This window comes from Rhodanobacter sp. A1T4, from assembly GCF_014207185.1.
GTDB lineage: Bacteria > Pseudomonadota > Gammaproteobacteria > Xanthomonadales > Rhodanobacteraceae > Rhodanobacter.
In genome coordinates, this window is record NZ_JACHCP010000007.1 from 62,891 (window position 1) to 87,065 (window position 24,175).

At 62.1% G+C, this 24,175-nt stretch carries 18 protein-coding genes; 6 read left to right on the forward strand and 12 right to left on the reverse strand.

Features of this window, described 5'->3' with window-relative positions; all coding sequences use genetic code 11:
- The first annotated feature begins 41 nt into the window (after window positions 1-41).
- Window positions 42-257, forward strand: coding sequence for a twin transmembrane helix small protein (locus tag HDE80_RS15220; RefSeq protein WP_184602660.1), 216 nt, complete (start codon window positions 42-44; stop codon window positions 255-257).
- Window positions 258-356: 99 nt separating this feature from the next.
- Here the strand turns inward: HDE80_RS15220 and HDE80_RS15225 are convergent, their stop codons facing one another.
- The 7 genes from HDE80_RS15225 to HDE80_RS15255 all read right to left on the reverse strand — a co-directional run bounded on the left by HDE80_RS15225 (window position 357) and on the right by HDE80_RS15255 (window position 7,446).
- The gene (locus tag HDE80_RS15225) at window positions 357-1,367 is read right to left on the reverse strand and encodes an NAD-dependent epimerase (protein WP_184672294.1); all 1,011 of its coding nucleotides are present in this window, start codon (window positions 1,365-1,367) and stop codon (window positions 357-359) included.
- A gap of 113 nt (window positions 1,368-1,480) precedes the next feature.
- The gene (gene tviB, locus HDE80_RS15230; RefSeq protein ID WP_184672297.1) at window positions 1,481-2,758 is read right to left on the reverse strand and encodes a Vi polysaccharide biosynthesis UDP-N-acetylglucosamine C-6 dehydrogenase TviB; all 1,278 of its coding nucleotides are present in this window, start codon (window positions 2,756-2,758) and stop codon (window positions 1,481-1,483) included.
- Window positions 2,759-2,939: 181 nt separating this feature from the next.
- Window positions 2,940-3,827: a cytochrome c oxidase subunit 3 gene (locus tag HDE80_RS15235; RefSeq protein WP_184672299.1), complete on the reverse strand. Its 888-nt coding sequence runs from the start codon at window positions 3,825-3,827 to the stop codon at window positions 2,940-2,942.
- A 96-nt stretch (window positions 3,828-3,923) separates the two neighbouring features.
- The gene (locus HDE80_RS15240; RefSeq protein WP_184603088.1) at window positions 3,924-4,073 is read right to left on the reverse strand and encodes a hypothetical protein; all 150 of its coding nucleotides are present in this window, start codon (window positions 4,071-4,073) and stop codon (window positions 3,924-3,926) included.
- Window positions 4,066-5,682: a cytochrome c oxidase subunit I gene (ctaD, locus tag HDE80_RS15245; protein WP_184602664.1), complete on the reverse strand. Its 1,617-nt coding sequence runs from the start codon at window positions 5,680-5,682 to the stop codon at window positions 4,066-4,068. Before ctaD ends, HDE80_RS15240 begins: the two co-directional genes overlap by 8 nt.
- A 74-nt stretch (window positions 5,683-5,756) precedes the next feature.
- Window positions 5,757-6,719, reverse strand: a complete 963-nt coding sequence (gene coxB / locus HDE80_RS15250; protein ID WP_184602665.1) for a cytochrome c oxidase subunit II — start codon at window positions 6,717-6,719, stop codon at window positions 5,757-5,759.
- A 286-nt stretch (window positions 6,720-7,005) separates the two neighbouring features.
- Window positions 7,006-7,446 (reverse strand): DUF2244 domain-containing protein, encoded by a 441-nt coding sequence (locus HDE80_RS15255; protein ID WP_184603046.1) that lies wholly within the window; start codon window positions 7,444-7,446, stop codon window positions 7,006-7,008.
- A 314-nt stretch (window positions 7,447-7,760) separates the two neighbouring features.
- On the opposite strand from HDE80_RS15255, the gene putA reads away from it, so the two are divergent.
- From putA to HDE80_RS15275, 4 genes are all read left to right on the forward strand, one after another.
- Window positions 7,761-10,949: a bifunctional proline dehydrogenase/L-glutamate gamma-semialdehyde dehydrogenase PutA gene (putA, locus tag HDE80_RS15260; RefSeq protein WP_184672301.1), complete on the forward strand. Its 3,189-nt coding sequence runs from the start codon at window positions 7,761-7,763 to the stop codon at window positions 10,947-10,949.
- A gap of 148 nt (window positions 10,950-11,097) precedes the next feature.
- Complete coding sequence (locus HDE80_RS15265) at window positions 11,098-12,510, forward strand: coniferyl aldehyde dehydrogenase (protein ID WP_184672303.1); 1,413 nt, start codon at window positions 11,098-11,100, stop codon at window positions 12,508-12,510.
- 215 nt (window positions 12,511-12,725) lie between these two features.
- A complete protein-coding gene (locus HDE80_RS15270; protein ID WP_184602668.1) occupies window positions 12,726-13,022 on the forward strand; it encodes a YcgL domain-containing protein in 297 nt (98 codons plus the stop codon).
- Between the two features lie 111 nt (window positions 13,023-13,133).
- The gene (locus HDE80_RS15275) at window positions 13,134-16,595 is read left to right on the forward strand and encodes an ankyrin repeat domain-containing protein (RefSeq protein ID WP_184672305.1); all 3,462 of its coding nucleotides are present in this window, start codon (window positions 13,134-13,136) and stop codon (window positions 16,593-16,595) included.
- A gap of 23 nt (window positions 16,596-16,618) precedes the next feature.
- Here the strand turns inward: HDE80_RS15275 and HDE80_RS15280 are convergent, their stop codons facing one another.
- From HDE80_RS15280 to bioD, 5 genes are all read right to left on the reverse strand, one after another.
- On the reverse strand, window positions 16,619-17,779 hold the full coding sequence (locus HDE80_RS15280; RefSeq protein WP_184672307.1) for a glycosyltransferase family 9 protein: 1,161 nt from the start codon (window positions 17,777-17,779) through the stop codon (window positions 16,619-16,621).
- Between the two features lie 159 nt (window positions 17,780-17,938).
- On the reverse strand, window positions 17,939-19,771 hold the full coding sequence (locus HDE80_RS15285) for a monovalent cation:proton antiporter-2 (CPA2) family protein (RefSeq protein ID WP_184672309.1): 1,833 nt from the start codon (window positions 19,769-19,771) through the stop codon (window positions 17,939-17,941).
- Window positions 19,772-19,942: 171 nt separating this feature from the next.
- Entirely contained in the window at window positions 19,943-22,138 is a 2,196-nt protein-coding gene (dcp, locus tag HDE80_RS15290; protein ID WP_184672311.1) for a peptidyl-dipeptidase Dcp, read from the reverse strand.
- Window positions 22,139-22,375: 237 nt separating this feature from the next.
- Window positions 22,376-22,723: a hypothetical protein gene (locus tag HDE80_RS15295; RefSeq protein WP_184602673.1), complete on the reverse strand. Its 348-nt coding sequence runs from the start codon at window positions 22,721-22,723 to the stop codon at window positions 22,376-22,378.
- 67 nt (window positions 22,724-22,790) lie between these two features.
- On the reverse strand, window positions 22,791-23,471 hold the full coding sequence (bioD, locus tag HDE80_RS15300; RefSeq protein WP_184672313.1) for a dethiobiotin synthase: 681 nt from the start codon (window positions 23,469-23,471) through the stop codon (window positions 22,791-22,793).
- 192 nt (window positions 23,472-23,663) lie between these two features.
- On the opposite strand from bioD, the gene HDE80_RS15305 reads away from it, so the two are divergent.
- Window positions 23,664-24,155, forward strand: a complete 492-nt coding sequence (locus tag HDE80_RS15305) for a GAF domain-containing protein (protein WP_184672315.1) — start codon at window positions 23,664-23,666, stop codon at window positions 24,153-24,155.
- The last annotated feature ends 20 nt before the right edge of the window (window positions 24,156-24,175 follow it).

The window sequence follows — 24,175 nt, forward strand, 5'->3', positions numbered from 1 at the left end:
GCCGCTATACTCGGCGAGTCGACTTGGATCGGATCAATCACTTGGAAACCATCTACAAATCCGCGCTGGTGATCGTGCTGCTGGTGGTGATCTTCAGCCTCGGTCAGGCGCTGTATTTCATGATGACCGACAAGGACAACGACAAGCGCACCGTATGGGCATTGACGCGGCGCATCGGCCTGTCGCTGCTGCTGATCGCCATGGTTGTGTTTGGCATCTGGATGGGATGGCTGCACCCGCACGATGTGGGTCAATGACCGTAACTGGGTGATTGTACCCGGCCGTACCGATCATCGCGTCGGTACCGCGACAAATCGCGCCGCATGGCGGGGTTGCGCTGAGGGATTGTTTTGCGGTCAGTCGATCCGGTAATAGTCCCGGTACCAGCGAACGAAGTTGGCTACGCCCTCTTCGACCGACACGCGCGGCGTGTAATCCACCGCGGCGGCCAGAGCCGAGACATCGGCTTCGGTATCAGGCACATCGCCTGCCTGCAGCGGCAGCAGCTCCATCTGCGCCTTGCGCCCAATGCACTGCTCAAGCACTTCGATATAGCGCAACAACTCCACCGGCTGCTCGTTGCCGATGTTGAATAGGCGATAGGGCGCGAGGCTTGTCGCCGGATCCGGCTGATTGCCGTCCCACAGCGGATTACCGACTGCCACCTTATCCAACGTGCGAATCACGCCCTCGACGATGTCATCGACGTAGGTAAAGCTGCGCTTGTGATGACCATGGTTGAACACCTTGATCGGCTCGCCGGCCAGGATCGATTTAGTAAACAGGAACAACGCCATGTCCGGCCGCCCCCACGGGCCATAGACGGTAAAAAAGCGCAGGCCCGTGCAAGCCATGCCGTAGAGATGCGCATAACTGTGCGCCATCATCTCGTTGGCCTTTTTCGATGCCGCATACAGCGTCAGCGGATGCTCGGTGGATTGATGCTCGGAGAACGGCATCAGCGTATTGGCGCCATATACCGAACTGGTGGAGGCAAACACCAGGTGCTCGACGTCGTGATGGCGGCAGCCTTCGATGATGTGCAGAAAACCGGTGACATTGGTCGACACATAGATATGCGGATTCTGGGCGGCGTAGCGCACGCCAGCCTGCGCTGCCAGGTTGATCACGCGCTGTGGCTTGTGCGTAGCGAACGTCGATTCGATGGCATCGCGGTCGGCCAGATCAGCCGCCACATGGGTGTAGTTCGGATGATCCGCGAAGCGCGCCAGCCGCGCCTTTTTCAGATTGACGTCGTAGTAATCACTGAGGTTATCGATGCCGATGACGTGGTCACCGCGCTCAAGCAGTCGCATCGCAACGTGCGAGCCGATGAATCCGGCGGTGCCCGTAACAAGAATCTTCATGCCACTCTCATCCATTCCATTAATCGACACGATGACCCATCGCGCCGGGTTGACTACCGCACATCTGCCGCCGCGCCGTCACCCAATATCTCAACAACTGTTTGCATAGCCAATCAAAGCCGGCCATCCACCGCATCACGTGACAACACATATTTGACGTCGTACAGCACCGACGACGATTTGCCGAAGTGACGAATGCCATCGGCGCCTAGTTCCGTAAACTGGTGATGCCCGACCGCGACGATCACCGCATCATACTGGTCCGCCTGCGGCGTGCCGATCAGGTCGATGCCGTATTCGTGTCTGGCGGCCGCGGCATCGACCCATGGATCGAACACATCCACCTGCGCGTTGTAACCGGCCAGCGCCTCCATGATGTCGACCACGCGGGTGTTGCGCAGGTCCGGGCAGTTCTCCTTGAAGGCCAGCCCGAGGATCAGGATGCGCGCACGCACCGGGTTGATGCCTTTGCATACCATCAGGCGGATGACTTCGCCGGCGATGTATTGGCCCATGCTGTCGTTGGTACGACGACCGGCCAGAATGACATCGGAGTAATGCCCGACCTCCTGTGCCTTGTGGGTAAGATAGTACGGATCCACGCTGATGCAGTGGCCACCGACCAGACCGGGCCTGAAAGGGAGAAAATTCCATTTCGTACCCGCTGCCTGCAGCACTTCCAGCGTGTCGATGCCGAGCTTGTTGAACAACTTGGCCAGATCGTTCACCAGCGCGATGTTCAGATCGCGCTGGGTGTTCTCGATCACCTTGGCCGCCTCGGCCACCTTCAGCGAACTGGCCTTGTGCGTGCCGGCGGTGATGATGGAGCCGTACAGTCGATCAACGAAATCGGCGACCTCGGCGGTGGAACCGGAAGTCACCTTGAGAATGCTGGTGACGCGATGCTGCTTGTCGCCCGGATTGATCCGCTCGGGGCTATAGCCGGCAAAAAAATCGCGGTTGTAGATCAGGCCCGAGATTCTTTCCAGAATCGGAATGCACACTTCTTCGGTACAACCCGGATACACGGTGGACTCGTACACCACGATGTCGCCCGACTTGATCACTGTTCCCAGCGACTCGCTGGCCTTGATCAGTGGTGTCAGGTCGGGGCGTTTGGCTGCATCGATGGGCGTTGGCACGGTAACGATATAAACGTTGCAGCAACGTATGTCATCGAGCGTCGAGCTGAAATGCAAACGCGTGGCGGAGGCCATCTCTTCGGCATCCACTTCCAGTGTTGAATCCTTGCCGGAACACAACTCGCCGACCCGGGCGGTATTGATATCAAACCCGAAGGTGTCATAGCGCTTGCCGAACTCCACGGCCAGCGGCAACCCGACATAACCCAGTCCGACGATGGCAATCTTGGTGTTTTCCAGAGGCTGCATGCGATAAGTCCTTGGCCGCCTTCTAGTTTGGCAGTGTTGCCTCGGCCTGGCGATGGCACTGCGCTATAACGGCCATCGAACGATCAAGTCGAAACGCCGGGAATTTGTTCATGGCACCCAGACCTGCAGATAGAAAAAAGCCCGTCGGGCGACGGGCTTTTTAGAATCCATACGAATGGCGCTAGAGAATATAGACAAACATGAACAGGCCAAGCCAGACCACGTCGACGAAATGCCAGTACCAGGCTACGGCTTCGAAACCGAAATGATGATCCTTGTTGAAATGGCCTTTCAGCACGCGGAACCAGATCACTGCCAGCATGATGGTGCCCAGCGTCACATGCAGACCGTGGAAACCGGTAAGCAGGAAGAACGTCGACCCATACACGCCGCTGTGCATGGTCAGATTGAGCTCGCGGTAGGCCTCGATGTATTCGTGGGCCTGAAAATTCAGGAACAGGGCGCCGAGCAGAACGGTCAACCCGAGGAACGCCAGGATCTTGCCGCGATGCCCTGCACGCAGCGCGTGATGCGCGATGGTCACGGTGACGCTGGAGCTGAGCAGGATCAACGTGTTGAGCAGCGGCAGACCCCAGGCCGGCACGGTGCGGAACGCACCGCCGATATGTTGCGGACCGTTACCGGCGTTGGCACCCCATGAGGCCGCGTAATCACTCCACAGAAACTCGTGGGTCAATACGCCGTGCCCTTCACCACCGAGCCACGGAATCGAGAACATGCGAATGTAGAACAGTGCGCCGAAGAACGCACCGAAAAACATCACTTCGGAGAAGATGAACCACATCATGCCCATGCGGAACGACGTATCGACCTGGCTGTTGTAGCTGCCGGCCAGCGACTCGTTGATCACCGAGCGGAACCAGCCGAAAAACATCGCCAGCACGCCGATCACGCCGACCGTGAGCACGGTCTTGCCGAAACCGGAATCACCCGGCTCCGCGTTCAGCCAGTGCGCCGCACCGAACACCGTGGTGAACATGACCACCGCGGCCACGAACGGCCAGTAGCTTTTGCTCGGAACAAAATACGCTTCGTGCGACTGATCCATCGTGCAAACCCCGTGGACTTCTCTTGATGACTCTACCCCGCGATGCGCCGCGGGGAACTGCAAACTGAAGAATAAACTGTGATTGCTGCGGTACGACTATTTCATCATCACGATCTGTACAAACGACAGCAGAAAAAACGCGACCACCACCGACACCAGAATCGTCACGGTGCGTCTCACACCTTTACGACGTCCATCCATCTCGTGATTTGTCAGCGGCTGCGTCATGTGGTGATGATCAGTCATTCACGTGACCGTGCGCCAGCTCGTCGTCATGAATCACCGGCGGCACGTCGAAGGTGTGGAACGGCGCGGGCGACGGCACGGTCCACTCCAGGCCCTTGGCGCCTTCCCAGACGCGGTCGGTAGCCTTTTTCTTGGAGAAGAACACACCGTGGATCAGCACGCCGAGGAAAATCAGCTGCGAGGCGCCGAACAGAAAGCCGCCGATCGAACTGATCATGTTGAAGTTGGCGAACGCCACGTTGTAATCCGGAATGCGACGCGGCATGCCGGCCAGACCCAGGAAGTGCTGCGGGAAGAACAGCACGTTGACCCAGATCACGCTGTTCCAGAAATGCATCTTGCCCCAGAACTCGCTGTACATCCGGCCGCTCCACTTCGGCAGCCAGTAATACGTCGCCGAGATGATCGCAAACAGCGCGCCAGTCACCAGCACGTAATGGAAATGCGCCACCACGAAGTAAGTATCGTGATACTGGAAGTCGGCCGGAACCAGCGCCAGCATCAGGCCGGAGAAGCCGCCGATGGTGAACAGGATCACGAACGCCACCGCGAACAGCATCGGCGTCTCGAAGGTCATCGAGCCGCCCCACATGGTGCTGACCCAGTTGAACACCTTCACGCCGGTCGGCACCGCGATCAGCATCGTGGCGTACATGAAGAAGATCTCGGCACCCATCGGCAGGCCGACCGCAAACATGTGGTGCGCCCACACGATGAACGACAGGAAGGCGATCGACGCAATCGCGAACACCATCGCCTTGTAGCCAAAGATCGGCTTGCGGGCGAAGGTCGGGATCACCTCGGAGATAATGCCGAACGCCGGCAGAATCATGATGTAGACCTCGGGGTGACCGAAGAACCAGAAAATATGTTGATACAAGACGGGGTCGCCGCCGCCGCCCGGATTGAAGAAGTTGGTGCCGAAATACTTGTCGGTCAGCAGCATCGTCACCGCGCCTGCCAGCACCGGCATCACCGCGATCAGCAGGAACGCGGTGATCAGCCAGCTCCACACGAACACCGGCATCTTCAGCAACTCCATGCCGGGCGCACGCATGTTGAGGATGGTCGCAATGATGTTGATCGCGCCCATGATCGAGCTGATACCCATCAGGTGGACGGCAAACACCACATAGGCCAGCGAATCGCTCTGCAGCGACAATGGCGGGTACATGGTCCAGCCACCGGCCGGGCCACCACCGGGCAGAAACAAGGTGGACAGCAACAGAGCAAAGGCGAACGGCAGGATCCAGAACGACAGGTTGTTCATGCGCGGCAGCGCCATGTCCGGCGCGCCGACCATCAACGGGATCATCCAGTTACCAAGACCGACGAAGGCCGGCATGATCGCGCCGAAAATCATCACCAGCGCGTGCAGCGTGGTCATCTGGTTGAAAAAGTACGGCTGCACCAGCTGCAGGCCCGGTTTGAACAGCTCGGCGCGGATCACCATCGCGAAACTGCCGCCGATGAAAAACATCAGCAGCGCAAAAACCAGATAGAGCGTGCCGATGTCTTTGTGGTTGGTGGACATGCACCAGCGCTGGAAGAAATTCTTCGGCGCGCCGTGGTGATCATCGTGGTGATCATGGGTGGCTGCGTGGGACATGGCCTTGACCTCTAAACCTGATAGGGATGCGACGACGTGAGTGACGTGTGCGAAAGCGTTTGTAAGAGCGCAACTCAGCCTTGCTTGGCGGCAGCCGATTTGCTCACGGACTGCACCGGGGCAATCTGTGCGGTTTTCGGTGCCGCCGCCGTCGAGGCAGCGGCCGGAGCGGGCGCCGCAGCCGGCGGTGCCGACTTCGCCTGCTGGTCGGCCAGCCACTTCGCAAAATCCGGCTTGGATTTGGCGACCACCACGATCGGCATGAAGCCATGATCCTGGCCGCACAACTCGGCGCACTGGCCGCGATAGGTGCCAGGCTCCTTGATATTGGTCCAGGCGGCGTTGACGATGCCGGGAATCGCATCGAGCTTCCAGCCCAGCGCCGGCACCCACCATGAGTGGATCACGTCGGCACCGGTGATGACGAAGCGGATCTTGGTATCGACCGGCACGACCAGCGGCTTGTCCACGTCCAGCAGATAGGTATTTTCGTTGCCCACCTTGACCGCATACGGGTCCATGCCCGAGCCCAGCTGGCGCGTCTGGTCACTCTGCGTATCGAGCTTGGACATGAAGCCGACCTTGCTGATCGGCTTGCCCAAATATTCCACATAATCGTAGCGCCACTTCCACTGATAGCCGGTCACCTTGACCGTCATCTGCGAACCGGTAGTGTCGGCCCAGGAGGTGATACCGCCGGTGGCGAAGTAGGCCAGTGTGATCAGGATGATCACCGGAACCGTTGTCCAGATGATTTCCAGACGCGTGTTGTGCGACCACTTTTCAGCGACTGCACCGCGCGATTTGCGGAAGCGGAACATTGCGATGAACATCGCGCCGAACACCAGGATGCCGATCACGACACATACGCCGAACGACCAGTTGTTCAGTTCGTAGGGAACCTGCGACCAGGTCGATGCGCCACGCTCCATGTTCAACTGATACGGCGATGGGTCCGCGCTGGCTGCCCCGCCAAACAGTGTTGATGCAATGGCCGCCGCTGCGGTAAATGATCGCCTGATGCTGCCAGATGTCATGTGTTGCACCTTAGAGTCTGTCTTCATAATCCAAATACGTCGCGTTGCCCTGCAGCGGCTGGCAGGTGGTAGACCGTGGCGCAGCCCATGCTGGTTGCATGAGTAAGCCGCGGGCTGCCGCATGACGGCCGCTGCAGGGCAACCCGCAGGGCCGGGTCTGTTTGCCCACTGGGCGGCGTCATCACTCGGTCATGTATCGACATACATTCCCTCTTTCTTCCTTGCCCCGCGGGCAAACAGCTTCCGGCGCGACGTGTTTGGATTATGAAAACAGACTCTTGTGAACCTACTTGCGCCGCTGGTCGTTGATCGTGGCCAGCAGCACCCTGAGTTTCTTTGACAGCTCGACGCGTTCCTGCTCACCCAGAAAAACGCCGATCTCCATTTCACGCCCGTGCGATGACAACAGCAGGCGCTGACGACCGTTGCCCGGCTTCAGCAGCACACGCACCCAGTACGACTGGAATTGCGTGCAGCGCCGACTCGGCAGCAGCTGCACCTCCAGCGACGATGCGTCGAGGGTGATGCGCTCACTGCGATCGCCGGCCCGCCAGGCCACGCTCAACGCACACGAGACAGCCACGGATTCCACCAAGGCGAACAGCGGTGCAAACACATTGCCCTGCCACGCGCCCAGTCCCGCTGTTGTCAGCGCCAGTACCGCCAGTACCACGATCAGTCGACGCAGGCCTCGACGGCTGAGCGCACGATTGGGCTTGAGCCACATCGTCACACACAGCAGATCGTCGGCGACCGGTCGAAGCACGATCATAAGGATCCAGCGTGCCAGGAACATCGGGATGATAGGCCCCGGCGCGGCAGCGGGCAAGAATGCCGCGATCTGGAAATGTGACATCAATGAGGAAAAGCGGCCTGTCCACTCATCGACGGCGTAGTCCAGAACCCCATCGAAAGTTGCCCCGTGTGCCGTTGGCCAATGCAGAGTTGCATCGGAATGCGCCCGGATGACGCACGCAAAAAGCGGGCGCCAGCGTACAATCCCGCGCTCCCCTCCGCCTCCGCGGATTTTCTGACAAGCCCGTGACCCAACCTATTCTCAGCTCCGAACTCCCCGGCGATCCCACGCCTGCGCGCGCGCGCATCACCGCCGCCTGGCTGCGCGACGAAACCGAAGCGGTCAACGACCTGCTCGCCCAGGCCAGTCTGCCGCCGGTCGAGCGCGAGAAGGTCATCGACGTCGCCGCTGACCTGGTCAGCCGGGTACGCCTGCGCGCCAAGGACCAGAGCGTGGTCGAGTCCTTTATGCGTCAGTACGACCTGTCCAGCGAGGAAGGCGTGCTGCTGATGTGCGTGGCCGAAGCGCTGCTGCGCATTCCGGACAAGGCCACCGCCGACAAACTGATCCGCGACAAGCTCGGCGACGCCAACTGGAAGAAACACCTCGGCCAGAGCGAGTCGGTGTTCGTCAACGCCTCGACCTGGGGACTGATGCTCACCGGTCATCTGGTGAACCTGGCCGAGGAAACCCGCCACGACGTCACCAGCGCGCTGCGCCGGCTGGTCGGTCGTGCCGGCGAACCGGCTATCCGTTTGGCCGTGCGCCAGGCCATGCGCATCATGGGCCACCAGTTCGTGATGGGCCGCACCATCAACGAGGCGCTGGATCGCAGCGCCAAGAAGGAACATGCGGTCTACCGCTATTCCTACGACATGCTCGGCGAGTCGGCGCTGACCGCGGCCACCGCCGAGCGCTACCAGCAGGATTATCGCGATGCCATAGCAGCCATCGGCGCGCGTGGCCCCTTCGCCAACCATACCGATGCGCCGTCGATTTCGGTCAAGCTGTCTGCGCTGCATCCACGCTACGAAGTGGCCAAGCGCGAACGCGCGCGTCGCGAGCTCACCGAGAAGCTGCTGGAACTGTCGCAACTGGCAATGAAGTACGGCATAGCGCTGTCGGTCGACGCCGAGGAAGCCGACCGCCTCGAGCTGTCTCTGGACATCATCGGCGACGTCTTCGCGCATCCGTCGCTGGCTGGCTGGAACGGTCTCGGCATCGTGGTGCAGGCGTATGCCAAACGCACGCCGTTCGTGATCGACTGGCTGATCGAAACCGCGCGTGCGGCAAAACGTCGCTGGTACGTGCGCCTCGTCAAGGGGGCCTACTGGGACGCCGAGATCAAGCGCGCGCAGGAAAACGGCCTGCCCGGCTATCCGGTGTTTACGCGCAAACCGAACACCGACGTGTCCTACCTCGCCTGTGCACGACGCCTGTTCGGCGCCGGCAGCGATCTGATCTATCCACAGTTCGCCACTCACAACGCCCACACCATCGCCGCCGTGCATCACATCGCACAGGGCCGGCCTTACGAAAACCAGCGCCTGCACGGCATGGGCACGGATCTGTATGCCGAAGTGATCGGTCCGAAGAACTTGAATGTGCCGTGCCGCGTGTATGCGCCGGTCGGCACGCACGAGGATCTGCTGCCGTATCTGGTGCGCCGCCTGCTCGAGAACGGTGCCAACACCAGCTTCGTCAACCGCGTGGTCGATGAGAGCGTGCCGGTACGCGAGTTGGTGGCCGATCCGTGCGAAACCGTGCGCCGCTTTGCTTCGATCCCTCACCCGCGCATCCCGCTGCCGGTGAATCTCTATGGTGAGAATGCGGCGCTTGCGCAGCATTCAACCAATGTATCCAGGAAGAATTCCATGGGCGTCAACTTTGCCAACGACAACGAACTGAAAACCCTCGCCGACGCGGTGAACACCAACGCCGGCCCGTGGAAAGCCGGTCCGCTGGTGCCCAACGCCAGCAGCAGCGGCCCGACCGTATCGGTGACGAATCCGACCGATCGCCGTCAGATCGTCGGCAGCTATGTCGCCGCCGACAGCGCCACGGTCGACCAGGCGATCACCAGCGCCGTCGCCGCACAACCAGGTTGGGATCGCCTACCCGCCGCCAGCCGCGCCGCGATTCTCGAACACGCCGCCGACCAGCTTGAGGCGCGCCGCGGCGAGTTCGTCGCACTGTGCGTGCGCGAAGCGGGCAAGAGCCTGCCCGATGCGATCGCGGAAATTCGCGAGGCCTCCGACTTCCTGCGCTACTACGCCACCATGGCGCGCCGGCTGTTCGGTCAACCCGAGCAATTGCCCGGGCCGACCGGTGAAAGTAATCAACTGTTCCTGCACGGCCGCGGCGTGTTCGTCTGCATTAGTCCGTGGAATTTCCCGCTGGCGATCTTCCTCGGCCAGGTCAGTGCTGCACTGGCCGCGGGTAACGCGGTGATCGCCAAGCCGGCCGAACAGACCACCCTGATTGGCCATCTGGCCGTGCAGTTGCTGCACGCCGCCGGCGTACCGGTCGACGTGCTGCAGTACTTGCCGGGTGACGGCGCCACGGTCGGTGCGGCGCTGACGAAAGACCCCCGCATTGCCGGTGTCGCCTTCACCGGCAGCACCGACACCGCTTGGGCGATCAATCGCTCGCTGGCCGCACGCAACGCACCCATCGCCACGCTGATCGCCGAAACCGGTGGCCAGAACGCGATGATCGCCGACTCCTCCGCCCTGCCCGAGCAGATCGTCAAGGACGTGATCGCCTCAGCCTTCCAGTCCGCCGGCCAGCGCTGCTCGGCCGCGCGCATCCTGTTCGTGCAGGAAGACATCGCCGACAAGGTGATCGCCATGCTCGCCGGCGCGATGGGCGAATTGAAGGTCGGCGACCCCGGCCAGCTCAGCACCGACGTCGGCCCGGTGATCGATGAAGATGCACGCAAGCTGCTGGTCGATCATGCCGCGCGGATGGATCGTGAAGCGAGGAAGATCGGCGAAGTAGCGATGGATACATCCGTCACCGACCACGGCACGTTCTTCGCCCCACGCGCCTACGAGATCGCCTCACTTGGCGTCCTGCAGCGCGAGGTGTTCGGCCCGATCCTGCATCTGATCCGCTGGAAGGGCAGCGAACTGGACAAGGTCGTCGCGCAGATCAACGCCACCGGCTATGGCCTGACGCTGGGCATACACAGTCGTATCGACGACACCATCGACTACATCAGCAGCCACGCCCGTGTCGGCAACTGCTACGTCAACCGTAACCAGATCGGCGCGGTCGTCGGCGTGCAGCCGTTCGGTGGTGAAGGCCTATCCGGCACCGGCCCCAAGGCCGGCGGTCCACACTACCTGCTGCGCTTCGCCAACGAGCGCACGCTCACCGTCAACACCACCGCTGCCGGCGGCAATGCGTCACTGCTGACCATTGGCGAGTAAGTTCGACGGTTGATCTGGAAAAGGCGCCGAACTCGAAGTTCGGCGCCTTTTTTGAGACTCGGACAAATTCGGACAAATGCTGCTGTGCAACCGCAACAACACCAGCGGTGTGCTACAGATACAGGTCTTCTGCCTATCGAGAATACCGATGAGTCTCCCCGACGCAAGCCTTGCCGAACGCCTGCAGCAGTTGCGTGCCGCGCATGCCAAGGACCCGACGCCCGAATGGCCGGCCCGCGCCAAACGGCTGCATGCGCTGGAGACCATGCTCAACGAGCAGCGCCACACATTTGCCGCCGCGATCAGCGCCGACTTCGGCCAGCGGCCAACCGAAGAAACTGATCTGCTGGAATTTTTCCCGAGCCTGTCCAGCGTCCGTCACGCATTAAAGAAAGGGCGTGGCTGGATGCGTCCGCAGCGCTCGTTGCCGGGCCTGACGTTTCTGCCGGCACGCAATGTATTGATCCCCCAACCGCTGGGCGTGATCGGCATCATCGTGCCGTGGAACTATCCGCTCTATCTGGCCATCGGCCCGCTGGTCGACGCACTGGTCGCAGGCAACCGCGCGATGGTGAAGATGAGCGAGTTCACGCCGAGTTTTTCGGCACTGTTCGCCGAACAGATCGCCAAGTATTTCCAGCCGAATGAAGTGACCGTCGTCACCGGTGACGCCGAGGTGGCACAGGCATTTTCATCGCTGCCGTTCGACCATCTGCTGTTTACCGGCTCCACCGCTGTCGGCCATCACGTGATGCGGGCCGCCGCCGCCAACCTGACACCGGTGACGCTGGAGCTCGGCGGCAAGTCACCGGCGATCATCGGCCCCGGCGCGCGCTTCGACAATGCGGTGGAGCGCATCCTGTTCGGCAAACTCGTGAACGCCGGACAGACCTGCATCGCGCCCGACTACGTGCTGCTGCCGCGCGCGCGCATGGCTGAATTCATCGATGTCGCCAAACGCACGGTAACGAAGATGTATCCGCAGCTCGCGCAGAGCAAGCAATACGCCAGCGTCATTTCCGATCGCCAGTACGCGCGCCTGATCGGCCTGCGCGACAAGGCCGTCGCTGCCGGCGCGAAAGTGCATCTGTTGGGCGACGCGGCGGATGACGCATCGCGCCGCCTGCTGCCGCCGCAGTTGCTCAGCGATGTCGGCGACAGCATGGACATCATGCGCGACGAAATCTTCGGCCCACTGTTGCCGCTGGTGCCGTATGACACGATGGATGAGGCGGTCGCCTATGTCGCCGCACATCCGCATCCGCTGGCGCTGTACCTGTTCGAGGAAGACGGCGCGCTGATCGATTCGGTGCTGGCCCGCACCGTGGCCGGCGGTGTCAGCGTCAACGACACGCTGTATCACATCGCCCAGCATGGCCTGCCGTTCGGCGGCGTCGGCCCTTCGGGCATGGGCGGCTATCACGGTGAAGCCGGATTCCGCACGTTCTCGCACATGAAACCCGTGTTCCGGCAGGCAAGGCTCAACGGCGCCGGCATGCTCGGACCACCGTATGGAGCGTTTTTTCATCGCATGGTAAACATGCTGATCAAACGCGGCTGACTGGCGCATCGGGGCGAGCTCGAATCCGGGCAAACTCCCAGGCAAGCGTGTTTACGGCGGGCACGGCAGGGGGAATGATACGGCGATGGTTCTTGCGGTTGCCGCTTTCCAACGTTATCTGTAAATCGGTTCGAGCAACCGACGGCTGGCACTGTTACCCTCGTGATCGTCTTGAGCAGCACGACCGGTGTTTGCATAACCACGGGAGTACGGCCATGCAATGTTTCGTCTACGCCAGCCTGCGCAAAACCGACAGCTATCTCTGGCTGGCTCGCCGCGACGGCTTCGATGTACTGTCCGAATCGCTCCTCTTGCTATTGGGCGAGTTGCGCTTCGTGGTCGAAGTGCAGTTGGACGAGCAACGCAAGCTGCCGGTCGAGGACACTGAGCAGGTGCTCGACCATCTGCGCACGCAGGGCTGGCATCTGCAGCTGCCGCCGCAACAGACACTGGCCGTCGCCAATCATCCTTCGTACAGGGAAGCCGCCTCGCGGGACGATCGCGATGATTGAAGGCGCGATCTCGGAAATGCCATCGTCGACGCGGAAGAAATCACTGAAAAATAGTACGGGCGTTAACACCAGGTTACCGTCTGAAGTCGCAACGATTTCTATACTGTCGATATGACCCAGCCCAAATCACGACGCCGTCCTCCTCTCGTGCAATCCCTCGCCTGGTTCATTCCAGGCTTGTTGGCCATCACGGCGGCAGGCTTTGTCACCCACCCGCTGACGTTGATTCCGCTGCTGCTGGCAAATGCACTGACGATGGCCGCGATCTGTCACGCGATCGGTTTCGATCCCGAACCGCATTTTGGCCGCACGGTTTTGCGGCGCGGCGCCGCACATCTGGTGATGTTCACTGGCTATACCGTGCTGGTGTTTTTACTGGTGGCGTGGCCGATGCTGCAGCTGAGCCATACACCCAGCCTCGGCGCCGCTCTTGTTCTGGCGGCCGCGCTGGTGATTGCGCTCGCTGCGCTTTGGCGACTGTGGCCGGCGTTCGGTCTGGTCTTCGTCTGGGACGATGCCTACCCTGCACAGCGCGACAGTTCCTGGATTTTCACGGCCACCCTGCGCAGCCTGGCTTTCGGTCGGCATCTGTCGCACGAGGAGCGTTTCTTCAGCCATTTTCTACCCGCGTCGCTGGCCCTGCTGGTGATGGCCTTCGGCGCAGTCGCACTGACTGGCTTGTATGGTGTGCTGCCATCCGAGCCACGCATCGCCGCGCTGGCCATTTATGGCGTGGTGCTGCTGCCGCTGGGTAGCCTGATCATCGCCAACCGCACGCTTCGTGCGCTGCTGTGTGCAAAGAACGTCAAGCAACCTGTGGCGGTCGTCCCGACGGCGATCAAGTCGATTCCGGCAAAGCCGCCGGTCGTCGTGGTGCTGAACGAGCAGGAACGCACTGCCGGCACACCCGAGCAGGCCAAGGCGTTACTGATCGCCACACGCGATGGCGATATAGACCGTGCGCTTGCCTTGGTCGAAGCCGGCGCCGATCCCAATACCGCACCCGTTGCCGATGACCGCGACCAGCGCCCGGTGCTGATGCTCGCCTCGCTGCTGCCAGACATCCGCCTGCTGCGCGCACTGATCGCCAAGGGCGCCGACGTGAACCGTGACAGCGGCGGCATCACCCCTCTGCTCGCCGCCACCCGCGATAGCTGGCACGGCCGTGCCGAGGCGGTGATGACCCTGCTCGCCAACGGCGCCAATCCGCTGGCTGCCGACGCCGAGGGCAGCACACCCCTGCACGGCGCGGTGCTCAGCGCCGACGCTGGCGTGGCAGCCATGCTGCTCGATGCCTCCGCGCCGATCAACGCGCTCACGCGGTCGGGCGTCAGCCCGCTCGCGATTGCCTGCCGCGCCGCCAACTGGCCGCTGGCGAAATTTTTGCTGGAACACGGCGCCAAGCCCGCACCGGCCAACGGCGAGCCTGCCCTGATTGCCGCTGCGGGTATCGCGGATGACGACGTCACCGGCGTCAAACTGCTGCTCAAGCATCGCACCGCGGTCAACGCCGTCGATGCCCGTCATCGCAGCGCACTGCTGACCGCCGCTGCCGAAGGCCACGAACAGATCGCCCGGGTGCTGTGCGCGGCGGGTGCCGACGTTACCCTGGCCGACCATCGTGGCAGCACCGCGTTAATGGAAGCTGCTCGCGCTGGTGCGAGCGGCATCGTGCAGCTACTGGCTGAAGCGCAGCCCGATGCACGGGCGCGCGATCACCACGGCCGCGATGCGCTCACACTTGCCTGCCAGTCACCGCATGCGCGCGGCGAAACCATCAGCGCCCTGCTTGCCCTGGGTGCCGAACCCAAGACACCAGGTGGCGATGGCCGCAGCGCGCTCGACCATGCCGCCGCCGCCGGCCGCTGGGATCTGGTCGCCCTGCTCGACCCCGACACGCCGCTCCCAGCCAGCCACAGTCGCGACGTGTTGACCGAAGGTGCCGATACGCCGGCGCATCTGCTCGATGCGCTGCGCTTCGCTCATTGGGCGATCGTTTCAAGCTTTGCCGAGCGCGTACGCGAATGGCCGCAGGGACAGCTGGCGCAGCTGTATCTGGATCTGGCCACGCCTGGCCTAAGTGCTGCGCGACGCTGGTTGCTCGAGCACGGCCTCGATGCCGAAGCGCGACTGCAGCCGCAGTTGCCGGATGATGCCGATAGCGCGCAAGCCGATGCACCGGCGCTGCCGCCACTGGGCCGTCGCCTGTTCGACGCCTTGCTGCAGCAGCTGCCGACATCGACCGAAGCGCTGGATGATCTGCTGCAGGCCGGTGCCAGTCCAGCCGGTGCGGGGCTGTTGGCACAAGCCCTCTCGCGCCTCAACGGCTCGGCACAATGTGCGGCGCTACCACTCAATCTACTCGAACGCGGCGCCGATCCGTTCGGTGCCGACGCACGCGACCGCACGCCGCTGCATCTCGCTGCGATCAACGGTCAGCTGAGCTTGCTGCAGGCATTGCTGGCGCGCGGTTGCGACCCCAACACGCGCGACCGCGACGGCCGCACACCGCTGTTTGCCGCACTGGAGCACGGCGCTGAGGCACTGCCGCTGGTGCGCGCGCTGATCGCCCACGGCGCCAATCCCGAAGCCGCTGACGCCAATGGTGAAACTCCGCTGGGGTTGGCATTGGAGCACCCGGCCGTGGAGCGCTGGCTGGACTGGCACGATTGGTCGCGACCCAACCGGTCGCTGCGTGCTGACGATCTACCGGCCGCTGCTGCCGTCGGTGCACTCCCCACGGTGCAGCGACTGCTGGAACTCGGTTTCGCCGTCGACACCCAGGACGACCAGGGCGCGACTGCGCTACTGCGCGCCTGCGGTGCGGGCCATCGCGAAATCGCCGCAGCGCTGCTCGATGCCGGCGCGAACTCGTCCCTTGCCGCACGCAGCGGCGTGACACCGCTGGCCGCGGCGGTCGCCGCACGGCGCGAAGCGCTGGTTGGCTTGCTGTTGGAGCACAAGGTCGCGATCGATCAGCGCCTGCCCAACGACACGACTGCTCTTATGGTGGCCGCCGCCATGGGTCATCCGGAAATCGTCGAGGCTTTGCTCGATGGTGGCGCGGACGTCAACGCGGTGGATGCCGGTGGTCGCAGCGCCCTGCACGCCGCCGCGCAGTTCGGCTTTGAACACAATGACAGCCTGCGTGCGCGCCGGCTGTTCGACGGACTGCTCAAGCGCGGCGCCGACATCAATCAAGCCGACAGCGAGGGCAAGACGCCGTTGCTGTTGCTGCTCGGCGCGCAGCTGCGACCCGGTAGCGATTGCGATGCCACGCATATTGGCGCGCTGGTGCCGCTGCTGCTGGATGCCGGCGCCAAAGTCGAGCATGCCGACCAGCGCGGTGTTACCGCGTTGCATGCCTGCGCGATGCACGCACTGCTGCCGCCGGCCCGCGTACTGCTGTCACGCGGCGCCGATCGTCTTGCCGCCGACGCGTTCGGACGCACCGCGGCAGATGTGGCGCGACAGGTGGGCTATATCGACATTGCTCACGAACTGGCACCGCGCGTCGGCGCGATTCCCAGTGTGCGGCAGACGCTGCGTCAGCCGGCACAACCAGCGGACTGATCATCCATCAATCAGCCGACGAATCACTCGGCGGACAAATCTGGAGTTACCTCCGCGGCGCAGCGCGACGGCAAGGTGCGCCAGGCGGATATCACCTGCACGGTATCGATTTCGTCGATCCGGCGAACCTCGGGCATTCCGCCAATCACCGTGACCGCGCTACCGTGTCCGCTGCGCGGCGCCCACATGCATGGGAATCGCCCGCCAAACAGCACCACGAGCGGGCAGCCCATGGCCGCGGCCAGGTGGGCAGGACCGGTATCTACCGAAACCATGCTGTGGGCGATTTCAAGCAGCGCTTTCAGCCGACCTAGCGGAAGCACGGCGGTGTCGATTCGCAACGAACCGGTTTCGGTCGCGCTGAGCAGCGATTCGATATAACCGGCTTCGGCGGCCGACCCGCAAAAGAGGATCTGGGCCTGCGGCAAGCGGTAGCTGATGGCACGGGCCAGTGCGCCCCAGCGTTCGGCCGGCCAGGATTTATCGTCATCGTCGGCATGCCGCACGCCATTCCAGCGTATCGTGCGTTTGTTTGCCGGCTGCAACAGCACCAGCGGCCGACCCAGCATACCTTGCACGCGCAGCCAGGCGTCTCGATCGTCGCGCTCGGCTTCGGTTACCTGCAGCTGAGGAGCTATTTCCGTTGATGCGATTGAAGCAGTCCAGGGATGACTGACGCGAAAAGCATCTGGCGTTTGATCGCCAAAACGCAGCAGCCAGTCGATCCAGTGTTCGTCCTGGAGCATCGTCATCGGCTGGATAAACTGGCAGTTCTCCGCCGGTACGCCGGCCAGCGCCAGCATCGGACGCACCTTGGTCCCTGCACGTGGCTCCGGTTCGCAGATGTAGAAAGGTGAGTGGCGCAGCCGCCGCAATGCCATAGCGACGCGCCACCGCGGCGGACTGAACAACAGCGAGCCGTACTGGCTGCGCAGCGGAATAAACCCGTCCACCTCTGGCTGCGCAGAAAAAAGCACCTGCGGCCAGTCGCCCAAGGCCAGTACACGGCAGGGCTTGCCATAGCGCTGCTGCAGTTTGCGCAGCAGCGGCTGCAACAGGATCGTATCGCCCAGACGGCCAAGCCGAATGACTACGGGAGTTATCGGGGCCGCGGTGACAGCTGTCGACGTTATCGATGCGGCGTTTGTCGCCCCTTCGCGACGCGAAGGATTTCTTGCAGTCATGGGCATGACTCCAAGCAACGCCGGACTAGGTATGCGGTTGACGGTATGCGCATGGATTCCCCTTGGGAGCTTGTCACATGATGACGCCCCTCCCTGAGCAATTCCTTTCGAACAACGCTCCTCCGGCGAACAGAAAGCGCCTGCGTCTTTGGGGCCGACTCAATCCTCGGCGCTGAGCGGTTTGTCCTTGTCGCGCTGACGTTCGCGCTCGGCGCCCGGCTCGGCGTCCGCTTCAAACAGCTGTTGCAAATCGGCCATGGCATCGCGCGTGCTCTGGATCAGCTTGGTCTCGTCATCGTAGACCAACGCCTGCTTCTTCAGCACATCCTCGTCGTAGCGCCGGAAACGCTCGACCCGATCGACGGCAAGCTCATGCGAGAGACCCAGTGCCTCCAGCGTCTTGCGGGTCATCTTGAGGCTGGAATGGAATGTCTCGCGCACCGGCTCGTCGATGCCCATGTCCATCAGGCGGAACACATGCTGACGATTGCGTGCCCGGGCGATGATTTTGAGATGAGGGTACTGTCGTTTCACCAGCCTCGCCGTGCGCAGGCTGGTTTCCGGATCGTCCGTGGCAAGCACGAAGACTTCAGCCTTGTCGGCCTGTGCCGCTCGCAGCAGCTCCGGTCGGGTCGGGTCACCGAAGAACAGGTTGATGCTGCCGAAACGACGCGAGGCATCCACCTGCTCCACCGAATGCTCCAGCGCCACGAACGGAATGCCCTGCGCACGCAGCACGCGGCCGATAATCTGTCCCATGCGGCCGAAGCCCGCGATGATCACCCGCGGTGTATCGGTATCGATCGTGTCGTACTCGCGTGTCGGCTTTTTCGGCTTGACGTTGAGCACCCTCGCGGCGAGTACCACCAGCAGCGGCGTCAAGGCCATCGACAACGTGATCGCCAGCACCAGTGCGTCGCGCTGGCCGCCACCGATCAGCTGCTTCTCGGCGGCCTGCTTCAGCACCACGAACGCAAACTCGCCGCCGCTGGCCAGCAACATGATCAGGCGCAAACTGTCGGAGCGGTTGAGCCCGCCTGGCAATCGCGCCAGCGGCCACAGCAAAAGGCCTTTCAATAGCAAAAGGCCGATAACCAGCTCCGCCACCAGCAGCGGCTGCACCAGCAGCAGCGACATATCCATCGACATACCGACGCTGATAAAAAACAAACCGAGCAGCAGCCCTTTGAACGGCTCGATATGCGATTCCATCTCGTGCCGGTATTCCGAATCGGCCAACAGCACGCCGGCAAGGAATGCACCCAGCGTGGCCGATACATGCGCCAGTTCCATGATCAACGCGGTACCCATCACCACCAATAGCGCAGTAGCTGTGGAGACCTCCACCGAATCGGCTTTCGCAACAAATCGGAATACTGGCCGCAGCAGATAGCGACCACCGACGACCACGGCCACAATCACGCCAATCGTGCGCAGCACGCTATAAATATCGACGCCGTGCGAAGCCGACGTAGTGGCAAGCAGCGGCACTGCCGCAATCAGCGGGATCGCTGCCAGATCCTGGAACAGCAGGATCGAGAACGCCTGCCGCCCGTACGCCGAACCGGCCTCCTTGCGCTCGGCCAGTATCTGCAGACCAAATGCGGTAGACGACAGCGCCAGGCTACCGCCGACAATCGCCGCCGCCCGCCCGCTGAGGCCGAACAGAAAATAGCCGACCGCACCGATCGCCATGGCCGCACTCAACACCTGCAGCAAGCCAGTACCAAACACCGAGCGCCGCATCACCCACAGCCGCTGGGGTGACAGCTCCAGACCGATCACGAACAGCATCAGCACCACGCCGAACTCGGAGATCGATGCGACGCCTTCGGTATCGCTGATCAGCCCCAGCAGCTGCGGGCCAATCACCATGCCGGCAATCATGTAGCCCAGCACAGAGCCGAGCCGGAAGCGTTTGGTCAATGGCACGGCGATGACCGTCGCCAGCAAAAACACCACCGCGGTCTTCAGAAATTGAAAGCTGTCCACGCGTCGGCGGCTCCAGTCGATGAAGCCCGATTATTCCATGCGCACACCGGCTGTGCCGGATGATTCGCAATTTCGTACGACATCCGCAGCTAACGGTTGCTTTCAGTAAAAATGATCAGGCCCGCACGTGGCGGGCCTGATCATTTTTGTACAGCTTGTCGAGACGCGGCCTTACTTTTTCGGTGCGTCCTTCAGGCCACGATCGATCAGCATCGGCTCGATGCTCGGCTCCTTACCGCGCCAGTCCTTGTACATCGTGCCGAGGTCTTCGGTGTTGCCGCGCGAGAGCACCATCGCGCGGAAGCGATCACCGTTCTCGCGGGTCAGACCGCCGTGCTCCTTGAACCACTCGAAGCCATCGTCCGCCAGCATCTCGGTCCACAGATAGGCGTAGTAACCGGCCGCGTAGCCGCCACCCCAGATATGCGCAAAGTAGCTCGAACGATAACGCGGCGGCACGTAGCTCAGATCGATCTTGTCGTTCTTCAGCGTTTCAGCCTCGAACTTGTCGGCGTCCTGCTTCGGTGCGTCGGCACCCAGCGTATGCCAGCCCATATCGAGCAGCGCAGCCGAGACCAGCTCGGTCATGTCATAGCCCTTGTTGAAGGTACCGGCCTTCTTCATCTTGTCGACCAGTGCCTGCGGCATCGGCTCGCCGGTCTTGTAGTTCTTCGCGTAATTGGCGAACACCTTCGGATCGGACGCCCAGTGCTCGTTGAACTGCGACGGAAATTCGACGAAGTCACGCGCGGTGTTGGCACCGGACAACGACGGGTACTTGGTGTTGGCGAACATGCCGTGCAGACCGTGGCCAAACTCGTGGAACATGGTGACCACGTCATCGAACGACAGCAGCGCCGGCTGGCCCGCGGCCGGCTTGGTGAAGTTGGCCACGTTGTAGATCACCGGCTTGGTGCCAAGCAGCGTGGACTCGTTGACAAAATTGCTCATCCAAGCGCCGCCGTTCTTGTTGTCGCGCTTGAAGTAGTCGCAATAGAACAGCGCCATCGAGGTGCCGTCCTTGTCAAACACCTCGAACACGCGCACGTCAGGCTGGTACACCGGAATGTCCTTGCGCTCCTTGAAGGTCAGGCCGTAAAGCTGGTTGGCGGCGTAGAACACGCCGTTCTGCAACACGTTGTCCAGTTCGAAGTAAGGCTTGATCTGCGCTTCGTCGAGGTCGTACTTGGCCTTACGCACCTGTTCGGAGTAATGCTCCCAGTCCCATGCAGCGACCTTGAAGCCGCCCTTCTGCTGGTCGATCACCGCCTGGATGTCTTTCGACTCGCGCTCGGCACGGGCCGTGGCAGCCGGCACTAGGTTCTGCATGAACTTGATCGCGGTATCCGGCGTCTTGGCCATCTGGTCGTCCAGTGTCCAGGCGGCATAGTTGGCGTAGCCCAGCAACTTGGCCTGCTCGGCGCGGATCTGCGCGATGCGCTCAATCATGTCGCGAGTGTCGTTGGCATCGCCTTTTTCAGCGCGATTCCACGAAGCGTTGAACAAGGCCTCACGCGTGGCGCGATCGTTGATGTCCTGCAGCGCAGGCTGCTGAGTGGTGTTCTGCAGCACTACAACCCACTTGCCATCGACCTTGCGCTCTTTCGCGGCGCCGGCCGCTGCTGCGATATCGGCATCGGACAAACCGTCAAGCTTGGCCTTGTCGTCCACCACCAGCGCACCGGCCTTGGTCGCGGCGAGCAGCTTGTTGCTGAACTGGGTGCTGAGGGTGGACTCCTCCTTGTTGAGGTCCTTCAGCTTGGCTTTGTCGGCGTCGGACAGCTTGGCGCCACCACGGACGAAGTTCTTGTAGGTCACTTCGACCAGGCGCAGCGATTCCGGATCGAGCTTGAGCGTGTCGCGCTGGTCGTACACCGCCTGGACCCGCGCAAACAGCTTGCTGTTGAGCGTAATAGCGTCGCGATGGGCGGCCAGCTTTGGTGCTTCCTCTTCCTCCACCTTCTGCAGCGTATCGCTGGTGTTGGCCTGGGCCACGCCTTCGAACGCCATCATCGCGCGAGTCAACAGGGCACCGGATTTCTCCATCGCCACGTAGGTATTGTCGAAGGTGGGCGCGTCCGGGTTGTCGGCGATCTTCTCGATCTCCGCCAGATGCTGCTTCATGCCTTCCTCGATCGCCGGCTGGTAATCCGCCTCGGTGATCTTGTCGAACGGCGGCGCCTGGAACGGCAGCGTACTTGCCGCAAAAAACGGATTATTGGTGCTGGCGGCAGGCGCAGGCACCGTGGTGCTGGCGTGCGCCACCGTTGCCGCGGTGGCGGGCTGCTTGGCGGTATCGTCGGACGGCTGCGAACAGGCACCCAGAGCGATGGATGTGGCGATAACGATCATACGCAGACGGAGCATCGGAGTTCCCCAGGAATTGTGCAAGATAACGCGTCCGAAGGACGGGTGAGCAATAAACAGCCACTGACTCTAACCATTCTCGCCCGATTCTTCCAAGGGCCGAAAGTCAGGGGCACCGGGCTACCGAGTGGATTGCAGTCTGGACCAACACGGACCAAGGGATCGAATGACCGATTCATCCGATGAGATCCTGCCACCGGTTCAACTGGGGCGACTTGACCATGAATCCGTTGGTTCTCAGGCTGCACGCATATCGCGCAGTTGCCAAGCGCTGCCGATCAACAGATTCAGCCGCTGCCGCACAACGCTCATCGGCAAGGTCGTGAGCAGCTCGACCTCGATATGCAGGTCACTGACCCTGGCCGTCACCTCCGCCTGCGGATCAGTCGCGGCCAAGCTACTGTCGACCGCATCGGGATCGGGCTGCGCCGCGCGCCAACGTTCGAAGAGGGAGGCATCCCGCAACGCCTGCTGCATCGCAGTGGCGAAGTCGCCCGGGCCTGCGCCCTCGTAGGAAAAGCGTGGGTCGCTACCGCGCGCCTTGGTCAGATCAGCAATGGAAAGGTAGTAATGACTGCGGGCCATGGTGCCTCCGGCAATAGGTGCATATTTGAGTGGTCAATGCGCTATCGAAGCACGCACGATGTGAAGCTCAACCCAAGGTAGCCACGGCGGTCTGCAGATATATGGCGGCCTGCTTTGGCACCACGCCGTGCGGCAACACTCCGAGGCACGGCGCAGGCATCAGCTCGCGCAGGGTTGCCAGATTCTCGTCCAGCGCCAGCATGTCCGGATCGATCACGTTGCCGATCCAGCCCAGCAGCTGGCAGCCATCGGCTTCAATGACCCGTGCACTGAGCAACGCATGATTGATACATCCTAGCCGCAGACCAACCACGAGAATCACCGGCAGCTTCCATTCCTTGGCTATATCCGCCGCCGACAAGCCCACCGCTAGCGGCACCAGCCAGCCGCCGACGCCTTCAACCACCACGCGCTGATGGCTGCCAATCAGCTGATCGAATGCGTGGCGCAACGGCGCCAACGAAATCTCGACCCCCTCATGCGCAGCGGCCAAATGCGGTGCCAGTGGCTCGCTCAAGGCGATCGGATTGATCCATTCGTAAGGCAACAAAGAGCTGCTCGCTGCCTGCAGCGCCAGCGCGTCGTCGTTGCACAACCCCTGCGGCGTTGGCGTGCAGCCGCTGGCCACCGGCTTCATGCCGCAGGTGTTGTAGCCCGCAGCACGCAGCGCATGGAGCAGCGCGCAGGCAGCGTGCGTCTTGCCGATGCCGGTATCGGTACCCGCAATGAAAACAGCTGCCTGATTCACGTTGCCACCCTGCCTTGGCAGCCCCGCTTGAAAAAATGCGACAAGCGGCCGGTCAGCATAAAGGCGAACGTCCGCTGGCAAACATGCCGAGTCGACCCGCCTCGATGCCTTCACGTTGCTCGACAAGCTTCATTAAGCCCTACTCCAATAGATGGCACGGGGCATAATACGTACTTTGCCGGCAGACCCATCATGTTCGAGTCCATCACGACAAACTATGCCAGCAAGCGCGAACACTATGACGAGCTGGTCAATCAGGCCCGCGGGCTCATGCTGGGCGAGCCCGACATGATCGCCAACGCGGCCAACTTCAGCGCACTGATTTTCAACAGCCTGCCCGAGGTGAACTGGGCCGGTTTTTATCTGTTCGACGGCAACGAACTGGTGGTCGGTCCGTTTCAGGGCAAGCCGGCGTGCATTCGCATCGCGCTCGGCCGCGGAGTCTGCGGCACGGCCGCGCGGCATCGACAGACGCAGCTGGTGCGTGACGTACACGCATTCGATGGGCATATCGCCTGCGATGCTGCTTCGCAGTCGGAAATCGTGGTGCCGCTGGTAAAAGCCGACGGCACGCTGCTCGGCGTGTGGGACGTCGACAGCCCGATGATCAACCGCTTCGATGACGAAGATCGTGTGGGTATGGAAGCGCTGTGCGCAGCGTTTCTGGAAACCTTGCCGCACTGATCCGCTTGCGTTGAGTCTTC

Bases quoted from the DNA above. Each gene is read 5' to 3' on its own strand.
- HDE80_RS15225 (WP_184672294.1), bottom strand. From the start codon at position 1,367: ATGAAGATTCTTGTTACGGGCACCGCCGGATTCATCGGCTCGCACGTT.
- tviB (WP_184672297.1), bottom strand. From the start codon at position 2,758: ATGCAGCCTCTGGAAAACACCAAGATTGCCATCGTCGGACTGGGTTAT.
- HDE80_RS15235 (WP_184672299.1), bottom strand. From the start codon at position 3,827: ATGGATCAGTCGCACGAAGCGTATTTTGTTCCGAGCAAAAGCTACTGG.
- HDE80_RS15240 (WP_184603088.1), bottom strand. From the start codon at position 4,073: ATGACTGATCATCACCACATGACGCAGCCGCTGACAAATCACGAGATG.
- ctaD (WP_184602664.1), bottom strand. From the start codon at position 5,682: ATGTCCCACGCAGCCACCCATGATCACCACGATGATCACCACGGCGCG.
- coxB (WP_184602665.1), bottom strand. From the start codon at position 6,719: ATGACATCTGGCAGCATCAGGCGATCATTTACCGCAGCGGCGGCCATT.
- HDE80_RS15255 (WP_184603046.1), bottom strand. From the start codon at position 7,446: ATGTGGCTCAAGCCCAATCGTGCGCTCAGCCGTCGAGGCCTGCGTCGA.
- HDE80_RS15265 (WP_184672303.1), top strand. From the start codon at position 11,098: ATGAGTCTCCCCGACGCAAGCCTTGCCGAACGCCTGCAGCAGTTGCGT.
- HDE80_RS15270 (WP_184602668.1), top strand. From the start codon at position 12,726: ATGCAATGTTTCGTCTACGCCAGCCTGCGCAAAACCGACAGCTATCTC.
- HDE80_RS15275 (WP_184672305.1), top strand. From the start codon at position 13,134: ATGACCCAGCCCAAATCACGACGCCGTCCTCCTCTCGTGCAATCCCTC.
- HDE80_RS15280 (WP_184672307.1), bottom strand. From the start codon at position 17,779: ATGACTGCAAGAAATCCTTCGCGTCGCGAAGGGGCGACAAACGCCGCA.
- dcp (WP_184672311.1), bottom strand. From the start codon at position 22,138: ATGCTCCGTCTGCGTATGATCGTTATCGCCACATCCATCGCTCTGGGT.
- HDE80_RS15295 (WP_184602673.1), bottom strand. From the start codon at position 22,723: ATGGCCCGCAGTCATTACTACCTTTCCATTGCTGATCTGACCAAGGCG.
- HDE80_RS15305 (WP_184672315.1), top strand. From the start codon at position 23,664: ATGTTCGAGTCCATCACGACAAACTATGCCAGCAAGCGCGAACACTAT.